The following is a 14,284-nucleotide window of genomic DNA, read 5'->3' as shown; positions in this document are numbered from 1 at the left end:
GCGAAAGCTCTATTACGCCATTTCCAGCTCGGTTTCCTTGGCAAAACGATGAATTTCCCGCTGCCCGGCCGGGGTCACCTGCAAGGCACGGGAGTCTTTGGGCAGTACCAGCCAGCCGGACTGCATGAACAGCTGCAACAACGCAGCTCCCAGAGAGCCCCCCATGTGCGGACGCCGTTCGCTCCAGTCCGGGCAGGCGCACGCCACCTGAGCCTTGCGATGGGCCAGCGCCTGGATGAACACGCCCCGGCTGGCCAGCTGGTTCGACCCCTTGAGGGTTACCACGACGCGCTGCTCGGTCTGTTCGATCCAGCCCGCTTCGAGCAGACGTTGATACAGATCGGCGGCCAGCGTGCCACCCAAATGGTCATCGCAAAAACGCGCGCGCAGCAGCGATGACGGTGCGATCTGGGGATTGGTGAGCGGTGTCGAGCGCTTGAATACGTGAGGCACCTCCCGCGGTGCACTGGCGATCGTGGCACTGGCCAGGGCTTCGATGGCGGCAGCGATCTCCGGGGCAGCCAGGCGAAAAAAACGCTTGCGCCCACGGACCTCTACTTTCAACAGACCGCCGGCGGACAAACGCCCCAGATGCGCACTGGCCGACGATGGCGACAACCCTGCCAGCAGCGCCAGCTCCTCGGTCTGGCGGGCCGAGCCATCCATCAACGCCCACATCATCGCGCTGCGCTTGGGGTCGGCCAGCAGCGTGGCGATCTGGCTGATGCAAGGTGCATGTTCCATGTATTCACTCCCTGTTGAATCGTATCGTCTACTGCTCGAAGACATCTTGACCAGTAATGCGTCGTCGGCCAAGACGCGTAAAACGCCATGAACCGGAGCAACGCAGGCCAGTGATGCAGCACCCGTCAATGGAGTGCCCGCGGCGTTTGTGCACTTCTGGTCCACCCCCGGAAAAACCGGCCGGACTCTGCCTTGGCCGGTTGTCGGCGCAGGTTTGAGGCGGTCGCTAGTATAAGCGGGATGCACGCCGCTTCCTGCGCCGTGGCTGACACGAATGGTGATAGTTTCTGAGAGAAATTTCGCTAATTGCCTGCGACTAATGATCAACTTTCGGGAAATGCGGAAATTGACTACTCAATTCGGCGCATCGGCTGGCGAGCATTTCCCTTAAAAGGTTCACCGGCTTACTCAATTGCGCGCGATGGGCGCACAACAGATTCAGTGGTGCACGCTCGCAGAGCAATTCCGGCAACAACACTTTGAGGCGTCCGGCGAGGACATCCGCGCCGACATCGAGCCACGACTTGTAAGCGATGCCCGCCCCTGCCACTGCCCACAACCGCACCACATCGGCGTCATCGCTGAAGCGATCGCCGCTGACCGTCAGACCGACTTCGCGTCTGCCGTCATGAAAACTCCAATGGTCGTGAACCCGGCTGCCGAGCATGTACAGCAGGCAATTGTGCTGAGCCAGTTGTTCGAGTTGCCGCGGTTCGCCGTGGCGCGCCAGGTACGCCGGCGATGCACAGAGCACTCGGCGATTTTCCGCCGCGATGGGCAAGGCGACCAGGCTGGAATCTTCCGGCTCGCCGTAGCGCAAGGCGATGTCCACCGGCTGGCGGAACAGGTCGGCGATGCGATCACCGAGCAGCAGGCGCACGGTCAGCTTCGGGTGCTCGCGCTGAAACTCGTCGAGCCACGGCAGCAACAGGTTGCGACCGAAATCCGACGGCGCCGACAACTGCAGGATTCCGCTGACCTGATCCTGTGCACTGGACAGGTAGCGCCGCCCCTCATCCAGTTGCCCCAGGGCGGCGCGGGCGTATTCAAGAAAGCCTTCGCCCTCGGCGGTCAGGCGCAAGCTGCGCGTCGAGCGGGCCAACAGACGTGCGCCCAGTTGTTGTTCGATGCGCTTGAGCGCCGCACTGGCCACCGCAGCGGACATGTCCATGACCCGCGCCGCCGCCGACAGGCTGCCCAGATCCGCCGCGCGGACGAACAACTGCAAATCATCGAAACGCAGCATTCTCAGCCCCGATTATCAAAAAAATATTGAAAGAGACTGCTCTTTTAGCCGGTTTTATCGCGCCGAGAAATAGCCAATCATCTGCTCCATCGAATTCATCCCGCTGCTTTGGAGCCGAGCATGTCCCAGCCATTCACCGCCATCGCTACCCTGATCGCCAAACCTGGCCAGCAGGACACCCTCGAAAACGCCCTGCGCGAGCTGGTTGCACCCAGCCGCGCCGAACCAGGCTGCGGCCAATACGACCTGCACCGCGACCTGGCCGATCCACTGACCTTTTATGTGATCGAACACTGGGCCGGCGAGGAAATCCTGCTGGCGCACAACGCCAGCGCGCATTTCCTGAACTTCCAGGCGACTGCGGGGCATTGCATCGAACACTTCCAATTGAAACGCCTGGGCGCCATCGCCTGAGCCGTTCTTCTATTACTGTCACGGAGCCAATCATGAAAGCCATCGCCTATTACGCTTCCCTGCCGATCAGCGACGAAAAATCCCTGCAGGACATCGAGCTGCCAGAACCGGTCGCCGGCCCGCGCGACCTGCTGGTGGAAGTCAAAGCCATTTCGGTCAACCCGGTCGACACCAAGGTGCGACAGAACGTGGCGCCGGAAAACGGCGCGGCGAAAGTCCTCGGCTGGGACGTCGCGGGTGTGGTCAAGGCGGTCGGCAGCGAAGTGAGCCTGTTCAAGGCCGGCGATAAAGTGTTCTACGCCGGCTCCATCGCCCGCGCCGGCGGTAACAGCGAGCTGCACGTGGTCGATGAGCGGATTGTCGGCCACATGCCCAAGTCCCTCGGTTTCGCCGAAGCCGCGGCCCTGCCGTTGACCGCCATCACTGCCTGGGAACTGCTGTTCGAACGCCTGCAGGTTCGCGAAGGTAAAACAGATGAGGGACAGAGCCTGCTGATCGTCGGCGCTGCCGGTGGGGTGGGTTCGATCCTGACTCAACTGGCCAGGCAGTTGACCGGCCTGAAGGTGATCGGCACCGCTTCCCGCACGCAGACTCGCGACTGGGTGACTGAGCTGGGCGCCGATCGGGTGATCGATCATAGCCAACCGCTGAGCGAAGAACTCAAGCGCGCCGGGATCGACCACGTGACCCACGTCGCCAGCCTGACCCAGACCGATCATCACCTCGATCAACTGGTCGAGGCCCTGGCACCGCAAGGCAAACTGGCACTGATCGATGACCCGAAGTCGCTGGACGTGACCAAGCTCAAGCGCAAGAGCCTGTCGCTGCACTGGGAGTTCATGTATACCCGCTCGCTGTTCGAAACCCCGGACATGATCGAGCAGCACAAACTGCTCAACCGCGTGGCCGAACTGATTGATGCGGGGACACTGAAGACCACGGTGGGCGAGCATTTCGGCACGATCAATGCAGCGAACCTGCGTCGTGCACATGAGCTGCTGGAAAGTGGCAAAGCCAAGGGCAAAATTGTTTTAGAAAGTTTCTGAGAATCTGAAGGTCATGACCAGCGTCAGCTCCCATAAGGGCTGGCGCTGGTTTTTGCCGTCAGTCAGATGCTTGACCGTTGTCACAAATGCGATCGTATTCAGGTCTACAATCGAAACCTCTGCGATGCATCTTTTACACAAGGGAGGTCAGCAATGAAGATCCTGATAAAAGAAGTGGCAAAGTCTCAATGGCAGGTTCGTCTGGACCAGCACGCCGTGACATTTCGCAGTGAAGCCGAAGCCTTGGCCTTCACCCGCACCCTCGAAGCGCGACTCTGCGCGCCCCATCAGATTCCCGACCGCAGCCAGCAACGCGCGGCTGGCTGAGCCTTTTACGCCTCGGCCTGGGCTTGCGCCAATGCCCGGGCATTCTGCAGGCGGCGGGTGAGCATCGCGACGCTCACGACCAATAAACCGCACAGGCTGATGACCATGGCCATCGGCACGGCGGTGCCGTCGTGCAATACACCCACCAGTGCCGAAGCACCGGCGGCGACGCTGAACTGCATGCAGCCGAGCAACGCCGATGCACTGCCGGCGCGAGCGCCCTGACCATTCATTGCACAGGCGGCTGCGTTGGGGCTGATGCAGCCAAGGCTGGAGACACAGATAAACAACGGAATCAGCAGCGGCCACAAGGCTTCGGTGTGCAGGACACTCACCGCAAGCAGCGCCAGCCCGGCACACAGGTAAACCCAGACCGCCCTCGACAGCAGAAATGCCGGGCCACGCTTGGCCAGCAGTCGCGCATTGACCTGCGCCACCAGAATGAACCCCGCCGCGTTAGTGCCGAACAACCAGCCGAAATGCTCGGCCGGCACGCCGTACAGCTTGATGAAGATGAACGGTGAGCCGGCGATGTAAGCGAACATCCCGGCAATGGCGATACCACCGGTCAGGGCATGACCGAGATAGACCCGATCCTGCAGCAGGCGGCCGTACTGGCGCAGTGCACCGGACAACGACTGACGCGGCATATGTGCCGGCATGCTTTCCGGCAGGCCGAGCGCCACCGCCAGTCCAGCCAGGGCGCTGAACCCGGTGAGGACGAGGAAGATCGATTGCCAGCCCGTGGTGTTGACCAGCAAGCCGCCGAGCATTGGTGCCAGAATCGGTGCCAGGCCCATCACCAGCATCAACTGCGAAAAGACTTTCGCCGACCCCACCGCGTCGCACTTGTCGCTGACCACCGCCCGCGAAATCACCATCCCCGCACAGCCGCCCAACGCCTGGACAAAGCGCGCACCGATCAGCCATTCCAGATTAGGCGCATACGCACAGGCCAGCGACGCCAGCGTGAACAACGCCAGACCGGTGAGCAACGGAATGCGCCGGCCAAAGCGATCCGCCACCGGACCATAAGCCAGTTGGCCAATCGACAACCCGGCGAAATAGGCTGCCAGCGTCATCTGCACGTGCTTCTCATCGGTGCCGAACGCCAGCGCCATGGAAGGAAATGCAGGTAGATAGAAGTCGATCGCCAAGGGCCCGAAGGCGGTCAAGGCACCGAGAATCAGAATGGTACGGAAGTTCATCAGGCATCCAGGTTGGCAAGTCGGCAGCCCGACAGTCTAGCCGCGCCCGGACGCCTTGAACATTCCGATAGCTCGCTAACTATAAAAACATCAGGCGAGTTTGACGGCGTAGCCTTCTTCGCTGATGACCTCAATGACCTGCTCGGCACTCAGCGCACTTTCGACACCAACCTCTTTGGCCGCCAGATCGACGCGCACGCTGGCCGCCGGATCCTTCGCTTGCACGGCGTTGGTGATGGCCTTGACACAATGACCGCAGGACATGCCTTGAACGTTGAACACTTGCATGGATTGACTCCTTTGAGTGAGGTTGCCGGCAGTGTCGAGCTTGCCACCATGGCAAGGTCAAGTTCTGCAAAAAACTGCCGGGCTGGCATTCGGCGTCGCGCTCAGCCAAGCTGCGTGCATCAATGACTCAAATTCAGGAGATTCAGCCATGCGCTGGTCAGCTTTCAGCCTGTTTGGCTTGCTCAGCCTGTTCGCCGCCCTGCCCCAGGCCAACGCGACCGGCGAGGACTACGCCGTTCTGATCATCTCGCGCGAGCGCCTCGAAGTGCCGACCTCCTGCGAGATCGGCGTGTACATCCAGGATCAGTTTGCCGGGCGCCTGCTGCAGGAACAGTCCACCTCGTTCAACCTGCAACATGGCACGTTCTCCATCCGCCTGAAACTTGAGCCGAGCCAGGTGCCCGGTTGCAAACCAGGCATGCTGGCGCCGCCGGCTCAGGAGATCACGCTCAAGGCCGGGGACGTGGTGAAGTACCGGATCGCAACGTCTGCCAAAGGTTTGTACCTGCGACCTGCCGCCCTCGAATACTAAGCACAACCACAAATTGTGGGAGCGAGCCTGCTCGCGAAAGTGGTGTGTCATTCAGCGATGATAGTGACTGACACACCACTTTCGCGAGCAAGCCCGCGCCCACATTGGTTTTGTAATGAGTCAAAGATTGGCGCTTGACCTTGCCCGCATGGCAAGGTTGATCCTTGTAGGCATCTACTACAGGGAGTACGACCGATGTCCGATTCCATTACTTTCGATCTGCCGATCGCTGGCATGACCTGCGCCAGTTGCGCCGGGCGTGTCGAGCGGGCGTTGAGCAAAGTCAGCGGCGCCAGTGCCGTCAGCGTCAATCTCGCCACCGAACAGGCTCGCGTCCAGGCCCCCGGCGACAGCTTGCCGGCGTTGATGGAGGCAGTGGAACGCGCCGGTTACAGCGTGCCGCAGCAAACGATCGAACTGAACATTGAAGGCATGACCTGCGCGTCATGCGCCGGGCGTGTCGAACGCGCCCTGAACAAAGTCCCCGGGGTGAAGAACGTCAGCGTCAACCTCGCCAACGAACGCGCGCACCTCGAGCTGCTCGGTCAGGTCGATCCACAAGCGTTGCTCGACGCCGTGAGCAAGGCTGGTTACTCGGCCAGCGTCTGGCAGGCAGAACACCCACAAACCGATAACCAGCAACAGCGCCTGCAACATGAGCGCTGGGCGCTGATCTGCGCGATCGCTCTGGCATTGCCGCTGGTGTTGCCGATGTTGCTGCAACCGTTCGGCATTCACTGGATGCTCCCGGCCTGGGCGCAATTTGCCCTCGCCACGCCGGTGCAATTCATTTTCGGTGCACGGTTTTATGTGGCCGCGTGGAAAGCCGTGCGCGCCGGGGCCGGCAATATGGACTTGCTGGTGGCCCTCGGCACCAGCGCCGGTTATGGCTTGAGCCTCTACGAATGGGCCACCGCCGCCGGGCGCATGCCGCATCTGTATTTCGAAGCGTCGGCGGTGGTGATCGCCCTGGTGCTGCTCGGCAAATACCTGGAAAGCCGCGCCAAGCGCCAGACCGCCAGCGCCATCCGCGCTCTGGAAGCCTTGCGCCCGGAACGGGCGGTGCAAGTGATCGACGGCCGTGAGCAGGACGTTGCGATCAGCGCTCTGCGCCTGAACGATCAAGTCTTGGTCAAACCCGGCGAACGTTTCCCGGTCGACGGTGAAGTGCTGGAAGGCCAGAGCCACGCCGATGAAGCACTGATCAGCGGCGAAAGCCTGCCGGTGCCGAAACAACCCGGCGACAAGGTCACCGGCGGCGCGATCAACGGTGAAGGTCGTCTGTTGGTGCGCACCACCGCCCTTGGCGCAGAAAGCGTGCTGGCGCGGATCATCCGCCTGGTGGAAGACGCTCAGGCGGCGAAAGCACCGATCCAGAAACTGGTGGATAAAGTCAGCCAGGTGTTCGTGCCCACCGTGTTGCTGATTGCCCTCGCCACGCTGATTGGCTGGTGGCTGTACGGCGCGCCCATGGAAACCGCGTTGATCAATGCCGTCGCCGTGCTGGTGATCGCGTGCCCCTGTGCGCTCGGCCTCGCTACCCCGACGGCGATCATGGCCGGCACCGGGGTGGCGGCGCGTCACGGAATTCTGATCAAGGATGCCGAGGCGCTGGAACGTGCGCATGAAGTCGACAACGTAGTCTTCGACAAGACCGGTACGCTGACTTCCGGTACTCCGCGCATCGCCCATTTCAGTGCGCTGGACGGTGATGAAAATACCCTGCTGACACTGGCCGCGGCCCTGCAACGCGGCAGCGAGCATCCACTGGCCAAAGCAGTGCTGGACGCAGCCGCCGAGCGCGACCTGATTGTGCCTGATGTCAGCGACAGCCAATCGCTGACCGGGCGCGGTATCGCCGGCAATCTTCAGGGTCGGCGCCTGGCGCTGGGCAACCGGAGGTTGCTGGAAGAAAGCGGCCTGAGCGCCGGCAATCTTGCCGAGTCTGCCAAGGCCTGGGAAATCGAAGGCCGGACCTTGTCGTGGCTGATCGAACAAAGCCCGGAGCCACGCGTGCTCGGGCTGTTCGCGTTCGGAGACACACTCAAGACCGGTGCACTGCAAGCGGTGCAGCAACTGGCCGCCCGAGATATCCACAGCCATCTGCTGACGGGCGACAACCGTGGTAGCGCGAAAGTCGTCGCCCAAGCCTTGGGCATCCAGAACGTACACGCCGAAGTGCTGCCCGCCGACAAAGCCGCCACCGTCGCCGAGCTGAAGAAAACCGGCGTGGTGGCAATGGTCGGCGATGGCATCAACGACGCCCCGGCATTGGCCGCAGCGGACATCGGCATTGCCATGGGCGGCGGCACCGACGTGGCGATGCACGCGGCCGGCATCACCCTGATGCGCGGCGACCCACGGCAGGTGCCCGCGGCGCTGGAGATCAGCCGCAAGACCTACGCGAAGATTCGCCAGAACCTGTTCTGGGCGTTCGTCTACAACCTGATCGGCATTCCGTTGGCGGCGTTCGGCTTCCTCAACCCGGTGCTGGCCGGTGCAGCGATGGCACTGTCGAGCGTCAGCGTGGTGAGCAATGCGCTACTGTTGAAAACCTGGAAACCGAAGGATCTGGAGGAGCACCGATGAACATCGGCCAAGCGGCCCGGCACAGTGGCCTGAGCGCGAAGATGATCCGCTATTACGAGTCGATCGGCCTGCTCAAGGCCGCCCATCGCACCGACAGCGGCTACCGGGTTTACGGCGATGATGACCTGCACACACTGGCATTCATCAAGCGCTCGCGGGACTTGGGCTTTTCTCTGGAAGAAGTCGGCAAGCTGCTGACCCTCTGGCAGGATCGCCAACGCGCCAGCGCTGATGTGAAGGCGCTGGCACGTCAGCACATCGACGAGTTGAACCAGAAGATCCGCGAACTCGGCGAGTTGCGCGACACCCTGCAGGATTTGGTCGAGCACTGTAATGGCGACCATCGCCCCGATTGCCCGATCCTCAAGGAACTGGCGTCGGGCTGCTGCGCGCAACCCGCTCGCGCCTGAGCGCCAGCCCTTTCACCGTCAACAACGTACTGAGCGGGATGCCGTGGAACAGCAGCACCACGGCACCCGGTGTCCACCAGCCATAGAACGGCGCGGCAATCAGCATGCCGACGCCGAACCCGGTCATTTGCAGCAAGGTCAGGAAGCTGAAGATTGGCAGGCGCAGATGCTCCGGTTCGCGTTGCAGGCGCGACATCAGGCCGACCTCGGAAAAGCCGTCGCCCAACCCGGCAGGCAGGGAAAACAGCAACAGACCATAGAGGCTGTGCTGCTGGAACATCAGGATGAAGCCACAGGACATCAACGCCACACCGAAGAAAAACCGCCGCTCCAGGTGGCGGTTGTCCGAGCCTTCGAGGCGACTGGCGATCCGCGCGCCGAGCAGTTTGCCGCTGGCCCACACCGCCAGCATCAGGCCCAGCGTGGTGCTGGCCGAGTCCGGTGTCAGCAGTCTGGAAATGATCGGGAAACCGACGTTGTGCGCAGCGCTGCCCAGGGTGTCGGCCATGGTCACGGCAAGCATCGCCGCGATCACCGGGGCACTGCGCAGGCCTTGCCTGAGGGCTGACCATTCGTTGCGTTCGCTGGCCGATTGTTCGTCGATCGCTGACACGGCGAAGCGCAACGGTGCGATCAACAGCGCGGCCAGCAAATAGGTCAGTGCGTTGAGTGCGAACACCGTTTCGAAGCCGAATGCCGCCACCAGCAAACCGGAGACCAGGCTGCCACCCACCATGGCCGCCGATGACGCCGAGGTGATCCAGGCATTGGTTTTCAGCAACTGAGCTGGTTCGATCAGCCGCGGCAACTGGCTGTTGAGGCCGATGGCAAACATCGAGTTGCCAAAGCCCAGGCCGAAGGCGACTACCGGCAACAGCAACGCCTGCTGACTGACCGGCACAATCAACAGCCCGCCGAGCAGCACCGCACGCAACAGATCGAAGGCGATCAACGGCACCCGGCCACTCCAGCACCGATAGAAGCGCGTGCCGATCAGACTGGCAAAAATCCCCCCGCCGACACGGCTGGCGAGGAAGATCCCGACGCTCATGGCGCTGTTGCTCAGCAGGTAGACGTAAGTTGCCAGCGCGACCATGTTGAGGAAAGCGCCGAAGTCGGAGATCAGGCGGGCGGTGATGATCAGGCGGGCGTTCACATTCAATCCTTGAGTGTGCGAGGGCTGACAAGAGTCCCATACACATTTCAAGAACACCATAGAACCTGTGGAAGCGGGCTTGCTCGCGAAGGGGCCGTGTCAGCCGCCATCATTGCTGCCTGACACACAGCCTTCGCGAGCAAGCCCGCTCCCACAGGGGATCTGCGGTGGTTCTGGCAATGGGGGGCAGGCACAAAAAAACCGGCCGAAGCCGGTTTTTTTTAACGCTTACTGCATCCACGGTGGCGGAGGCGGTTCGTCGGACTTGCCTTTCGGCTCGTCATCCGCTGCACGGATCGCCTGCTTGCGCTCTTCATCCAGACGCGCCGCCTCGATCTCGCGCAACACGCCGCCGACGTCAGCCAGATCTTCCGGATCGTCAAATTCGCCGGTCAGTACGCTGTTGGGGTGCAAGGTGCCGGCTTCGTACAGCGCCCACATTTCTTTCGCGTAGCGGGTCTGTTTCAGCTCCGGGGCAAAGCGCCCGAAGTACGAAGCCATGTTGCCCACATCCCGCTCCAGCATGCTGAACGCGTGGTTGTTGCCCGCCGCATCCACGGCCTGCGGCAGGTCGATGATCACAGGGCCTGTCGGCGTCAGCAGCACGTTGAACTCCGAGAGGTCACCGTGCACCAGACCGGTACACAACATCAGCACGATCTGCGAGATCAGGAACGCGTGATACTCACGGGCCTGATCCGGCTCCAGCACCACGTCGTTCAGACGCGGCGCGGCATCGCCGTACTCGTCGGCCACCAGTTCCATCAGCAGCACGCCATCGAGAAAATCGTACGGCTTGGGCACTCGCACGCCGGCACCGGCCAGACGGAACAGCGCCGCGACTTCGGCGTTCTGCCAGGCATCTTCGGTCTCTTTGCGACCGAACTTGGAGCCCTTGGCCATCGCCCGGGCCTGCCGGCTGTTACGCACCTTGCGGCCTTCCTGATACTCGGCCGCCTGGCGGAAACTGCGTTTGTTCGCCTCCTTGTAGACCTTCGCGCAACGTAACTGGTTACCGCAGCGCACCACATAAACAGCTGCTTCTTTACCACTCATGAGTGGGCGCAGCACTTCGTTGACCAGACCGTCTTCGATCAGGGGTTCAATGCGTTTTGGAGTCTTCATCAGCTTTTATTGTGGGTCCTTTATTACCAAACACGCGAATGTCACTCGTTATACGGCAATCCTCGCGCTACGGGGAGGGGTTGCCGACCTGTGAACCCTGTGGATGCACACACTGTGCCGAAATAATCGACCGTTGCCGATCATAGCCGAGCACACCGTGCTTGTAGTTATCGGCCGTCGAGGGCATTTGCGACAGAATCTGACACGGCACAAATCCCCGTGGGAGCGGGCTTGCTCGCGAAGGCTGTGTGTCAGACACAATAACGGCGACTGACACGGCCCCTTCGCGAGCAAGCCCGCTCCCACAGCAAACGATGCTCAGCGTTCGATGATCGCGGTGACGCCCTGGCCGCCCGCGGCGCAGATCGAGATCAGTCCTCGGCCCTTGCCTGCCGCATCCAGCAGTTTCGCCAGGTTGGCGACGATCCGTCCGCCGGTCGCGGCAAACGGATGCCCCGCCGCCAGCGAACTGCCTTTGACGTTCAGCCGGCTGCGGTCGATCGAACCCAGCGGCGCCTCCAGCCCGAGGCGGGTCTTGCAGTATTCCGGGTCTTGCCAGGCCTTGAGCGTGCACAGCACCTGCGCGGCGAACGCTTCGTGAATTTCGTAGTAGTCGAAGTCCTGCAAGGTCAGGCCGTTGCGCGCCAGCAGACGCGGCACCACGTACACCGGGGCCATCAGCAGACCTTCGGCGCCGTTGACGAAGTCCACCGCCGCCGCTTCGCCGTCGCGCAGATACGCAAGGATCGGCAAGCCACGTTCCTTCGCCCATTCCTCACTCGCCAGCAGCACCACCGAAGCACCGTCGGTGAGCGGCGTGGAGTTGCCCGCCGTCAGCGTGCCTTTAGCGCTTTTTTCGAAGGCCGGTTTGAGCGCGGCGAGTTTTTCCAGGGTCAGGTCCGGGCGCAGATTGTTGTCGCGGGTCAGGCCGAGGAACGGCGTCATCAGGTCGTTGTGCCAGCCTTCGCTGTAGGAGGCGGCGAGTTTGTGATGGCTTTCGAGGGCCAGTTGATCCTGCTCTTCACGGGGGATGTTCCAGGTCTGCGCCATCAGCTCGCAGTGTTGCCCCATCGACAGACCGGTGCGCGGCTCGCCGTTGCGCGGGAACTCCGGGATCAGGTGTCGCGGTCGCAGTTGCAGAAAGGTCTTCAGCTTGTCGCCGGTGGTCTTGGCGCGGTTGGCCTGCAGAAGAATTTTGCGCAGGCCTTCGCTGACGCTGATGGGGGCGTCAGAGGTGGTATCGACGCCGCCGGCAATGCCGCAATCGATCTGGCCAAGGGCGATCTTGTTCGCCACCAGCAGCGCCGCTTCCAGCCCGGTGCCGCAGGCTTGCTGGATGTCATAGGCCGGGGTGGTGGGCGACAGTCGTGAGCCGAGCACGCATTCGCGGGTCAGGTTCATATCCCGTGACAATTTAAGCACCGCACCCGCGACCACTTCGCCGATGCGCAGGCCGTGCAGGTTGTAGCGTTCGATCAGGCCTTCGAGGGCAGCGGTGAGCATCACCTGATTGCTGGCAGTGGCGTACGGCCCGTTGGAACGGGCGAAAGGGATACGGTTACCACCGATGATGGCGACGCGGCGCAGCTGACTCATGAAAAGCTCCTTTTCCAAATGGTCGAAATTTGCACAATCCCCTGTGGGAGCGAGCCTGCTCGCGAAGAGGCCGGCATATTCAGGGCCTGCTGCACCGCCTTCGCGAGCAGGCTCGCTGCCACATGAACCGCATTTATCTGCAAGACCTGCTAAACCTCAGTGATCTAGCGTAGGCCTTATTGCGTGGATCGAACGATTGATTGCCGTTGGTAGTCCACACTTTGAACCCCAACTTTTGGAGAGCGTTCCATGTCTGACCGCTATATCGACTTCGCCAACTCATCCATCGGCCACCGTTTGGTCGGGGCTTTGGGCCTGCCGTCGCCGGTGCGGCTGGAACGCTGGCAGGCCGGGCGCCTGCGGCCGGTGGACGGTGCACTGCTGATCGGCGGCGGGCCGCTGGCCGAACGGGTCAATGCGTTCGCCAACCGCCTGACCGATGCGATCTACAGCTATGGCACCGAACCCTCGATGGCCACCGCGTGGATTCCGGGCCACGGCCCGAAACTCAAGGCCGTGGTGTTCGACGCCAGCGACCTGCAGCACACCGACCAGCTCAAACAACTGCGCGAATTCTTCCAGCCGCTGATGAAGAATCTCGAACACAGCGCGCATCTGGTGATTCTCGGGCGCGCCCCGGAAACCCTGCGCGATCCCTTTGCGTCCAGTGCGCAACGGGCGCTCGAAGGTTTCTCGCGCTCGCTGGCCAAGGAGCTGCGCAGTGGCGGCACGCTGCAACTGATCTATGTCGGTGACTGTGCCGAGGAACAACTGGAAGGCCCGCTGCGATTTTTTCTTTCGCCGAAAAGTGCCTTTGTCTCCGGGCAGGTGATTCGCCTGACCGCGTGCGCCACCCCAGTCACCGACTGGACCCGTCCATTGGCCGGACGCAAGGCGCTGGTCACCGGCGCAGCACGCGGCATCGGCGCATCGATTGCCGAGACCCTGGCCCGTGATGGCGCCGAGGTGATCCTGCTCGACGTACCGCCGGCCAAGACTGATCTGGAAGCCCTCGCCGCACGCCTCGGTGGCCGCGCGATCACCCTCGACATCTGCGCCGAAGACGCCGCTACGCAACTGATCGAACACCTGCCGGACGGTCTCGACATTCTGGTGCACAACGCCGGGATCACCCGCGACAAGACCCTGGCCAACATGACCCCGGAATTCTGGGACGCGGTGCTGGCGGTCAACCTCAATGCCCCGCAAGTGCTGACCAAAGCCCTGCTCGACAGCGGCACCCTGCACGACAATGCACGGGTGATTCTGCTGGCCTCGATCAGCGGCATTGCCGGCAACCGTGGGCAGACCAACTACGCGGCCAGCAAGGCCGGGTTGATCGGCCTGGCCCAGGCGTGGGCGCCCACACTGCTCGAACGCGGCATCAGCATCAACGCCGTGGCGCCGGGCTTCATCGAAACCCAGATGACCGCGCACATCCCGTTCGGTCTGCGTGAGGCCGGGCGGCGCATGAGTTCGCTGGGCCAGGGCGGCTTGCCGCAAGACGTCGCCGAAGCCGTTGCGTGGCTGGCACAACCGGGTACCGGCGCGTTCACCGGACAAGCGCTGCGGGTCTGTGGACAAAGTGTTCTGGGGGCGTAGG

At 62.3% G+C, this 14,284-nt stretch carries 14 protein-coding genes; 7 read left to right on the top strand and 7 right to left on the bottom strand.

Annotated elements, in window-relative coordinates; all coding sequences use genetic code 11:
* Positions 1-12: 12 nt before the first annotated feature.
* Together AC0J41_RS01655 and AC0J41_RS01650 are read right to left on the bottom strand one after the other, a co-directional pair.
* On the bottom strand, positions 13-744 hold the full coding sequence (locus AC0J41_RS01655; protein ID WP_473014393.1) for an ArsR/SmtB family transcription factor: 732 nt from the start codon (positions 742-744) through the stop codon (positions 13-15).
* A gap of 316 nt (positions 745-1,060) precedes the next feature.
* Positions 1,061-1,990, bottom strand: a complete 930-nt coding sequence (locus AC0J41_RS01650) for a LysR family transcriptional regulator (RefSeq protein WP_025111715.1) — start codon at positions 1,988-1,990, stop codon at positions 1,061-1,063.
* Positions 1,991-2,110: 120 nt separating this feature from the next.
* On the opposite strand from AC0J41_RS01650, the gene AC0J41_RS01645 reads away from it, so the two are divergent.
* The 3 genes from AC0J41_RS01645 (at position 2,111) to AC0J41_RS01635 (ending at position 3,777) form a co-directional block, all read left to right on the top strand.
* The gene (locus AC0J41_RS01645) at positions 2,111-2,404 is read left to right on the top strand and encodes a putative quinol monooxygenase (RefSeq protein ID WP_473014392.1); all 294 of its coding nucleotides are present in this window, start codon (positions 2,111-2,113) and stop codon (positions 2,402-2,404) included.
* A gap of 32 nt (positions 2,405-2,436) precedes the next feature.
* On the top strand, positions 2,437-3,450 hold the full coding sequence (locus tag AC0J41_RS01640; protein WP_473014391.1) for a zinc-binding alcohol dehydrogenase family protein: 1,014 nt from the start codon (positions 2,437-2,439) through the stop codon (positions 3,448-3,450).
* A 153-nt stretch (positions 3,451-3,603) separates the two neighbouring features.
* Positions 3,604-3,777: a hypothetical protein gene (locus AC0J41_RS01635; protein ID WP_007914687.1), complete on the top strand. Its 174-nt coding sequence runs from the start codon at positions 3,604-3,606 to the stop codon at positions 3,775-3,777.
* A gap of 5 nt (positions 3,778-3,782) precedes the next feature.
* On the opposite strand, the gene AC0J41_RS01630 is transcribed toward AC0J41_RS01635, so the two are convergent.
* Positions 3,783-4,985 (bottom strand): multidrug effflux MFS transporter, encoded by a 1,203-nt coding sequence (locus AC0J41_RS01630; RefSeq protein ID WP_473014390.1) that lies wholly within the window; start codon positions 4,983-4,985, stop codon positions 3,783-3,785.
* 90 nt (positions 4,986-5,075) lie between these two features.
* Positions 5,076-5,273 (bottom strand): cation transporter, encoded by a 198-nt coding sequence (locus AC0J41_RS01625; RefSeq protein WP_025111719.1) that lies wholly within the window; start codon positions 5,271-5,273, stop codon positions 5,076-5,078.
* A gap of 148 nt (positions 5,274-5,421) precedes the next feature.
* Here AC0J41_RS01625 and AC0J41_RS01620 point away from each other — a divergent pair, with 148 nt between their 5' ends.
* From AC0J41_RS01620 to cueR, 3 genes are all read left to right on the top strand, one after another.
* Positions 5,422-5,805: a hypothetical protein gene (locus AC0J41_RS01620; RefSeq protein WP_025111720.1), complete on the top strand. Its 384-nt coding sequence runs from the start codon at positions 5,422-5,424 to the stop codon at positions 5,803-5,805.
* A 195-nt stretch (positions 5,806-6,000) separates the two neighbouring features.
* Positions 6,001-8,394: a heavy metal translocating P-type ATPase gene (locus tag AC0J41_RS01615; RefSeq protein WP_473014389.1), complete on the top strand. Its 2,394-nt coding sequence runs from the start codon at positions 6,001-6,003 to the stop codon at positions 8,392-8,394.
* On the top strand, positions 8,391-8,804 hold the full coding sequence (cueR, locus tag AC0J41_RS01610) for a Cu(I)-responsive transcriptional regulator (protein WP_025111722.1): 414 nt from the start codon (positions 8,391-8,393) through the stop codon (positions 8,802-8,804). Before AC0J41_RS01615 ends, cueR begins: the two co-directional genes overlap by 4 nt.
* Here cueR and AC0J41_RS01605 read toward each other — a convergent pair.
* The 3 genes from AC0J41_RS01605 to AC0J41_RS01595 all read right to left on the bottom strand — a co-directional run bounded on the left by AC0J41_RS01605 (position 8,758) and on the right by AC0J41_RS01595 (position 12,681).
* Positions 8,758-9,960: an MFS transporter gene (locus tag AC0J41_RS01605; protein WP_473014388.1), complete on the bottom strand. Its 1,203-nt coding sequence runs from the start codon at positions 9,958-9,960 to the stop codon at positions 8,758-8,760. The two genes, cueR and AC0J41_RS01605, sit on opposite strands and share 47 nt — an antisense overlap.
* A 228-nt stretch (positions 9,961-10,188) precedes the next feature.
* Positions 10,189-11,085 (bottom strand): PA4780 family RIO1-like protein kinase, encoded by an 897-nt coding sequence (locus AC0J41_RS01600; RefSeq protein WP_473014387.1) that lies wholly within the window; start codon positions 11,083-11,085, stop codon positions 10,189-10,191.
* Between the two features lie 318 nt (positions 11,086-11,403).
* Positions 11,404-12,681, bottom strand: coding sequence for an acetyl-CoA C-acetyltransferase (locus AC0J41_RS01595; protein WP_473014386.1), 1,278 nt, complete (start codon positions 12,679-12,681; stop codon positions 11,404-11,406).
* A gap of 249 nt (positions 12,682-12,930) precedes the next feature.
* Here AC0J41_RS01595 and AC0J41_RS01590 point away from each other — a divergent pair, with 249 nt between their 5' ends.
* A complete protein-coding gene (locus tag AC0J41_RS01590; RefSeq protein ID WP_473014385.1) occupies positions 12,931-14,283 on the top strand; it encodes a 3-oxoacyl-ACP reductase in 1,353 nt (450 codons plus the stop codon).
* Position 14,284: the final 1 nt, after the last annotated feature.

The sequence above is a fragment of the Pseudomonas sp. Arb-4-2C genome (assembly GCF_055755015.1).
This window is presented reverse-complemented; position numbering and strand designations above follow the sequence as displayed.

Coding starts and splice junctions, on each gene's coding strand:
- AC0J41_RS01650 (WP_025111715.1), bottom strand. CDS start 1,990: ATGCTGCGTTTCGATGATTTGCAGTTGTTCGTCCGCGCGGCGGATCTG.
- AC0J41_RS01615 (WP_473014389.1), top strand. CDS start 6,001: ATGTCCGATTCCATTACTTTCGATCTGCCGATCGCTGGCATGACCTGC.
- AC0J41_RS01630 (WP_473014390.1), bottom strand. CDS start 4,985: ATGAACTTCCGTACCATTCTGATTCTCGGTGCCTTGACCGCCTTCGGG.
- AC0J41_RS01655 (WP_473014393.1), bottom strand. CDS start 744: ATGGAACATGCACCTTGCATCAGCCAGATCGCCACGCTGCTGGCCGAC.
- AC0J41_RS01620 (WP_025111720.1), top strand. CDS start 5,422: ATGCGCTGGTCAGCTTTCAGCCTGTTTGGCTTGCTCAGCCTGTTCGCC.
- AC0J41_RS01595 (WP_473014386.1), bottom strand. CDS start 12,681: ATGAGTCAGCTGCGCCGCGTCGCCATCATCGGTGGTAACCGTATCCCT.
- AC0J41_RS01625 (WP_025111719.1), bottom strand. CDS start 5,273: ATGCAAGTGTTCAACGTTCAAGGCATGTCCTGCGGTCATTGTGTCAAG.
- cueR (WP_025111722.1), top strand. CDS start 8,391: ATGAACATCGGCCAAGCGGCCCGGCACAGTGGCCTGAGCGCGAAGATG.
- AC0J41_RS01645 (WP_473014392.1), top strand. CDS start 2,111: ATGTCCCAGCCATTCACCGCCATCGCTACCCTGATCGCCAAACCTGGC.
- AC0J41_RS01590 (WP_473014385.1), top strand. CDS start 12,931: ATGTCTGACCGCTATATCGACTTCGCCAACTCATCCATCGGCCACCGT.
- AC0J41_RS01640 (WP_473014391.1), top strand. CDS start 2,437: ATGAAAGCCATCGCCTATTACGCTTCCCTGCCGATCAGCGACGAAAAA.
- AC0J41_RS01600 (WP_473014387.1), bottom strand. CDS start 11,085: ATGAAGACTCCAAAACGCATTGAACCCCTGATCGAAGACGGTCTGGTC.
- AC0J41_RS01635 (WP_007914687.1), top strand. CDS start 3,604: ATGAAGATCCTGATAAAAGAAGTGGCAAAGTCTCAATGGCAGGTTCGT.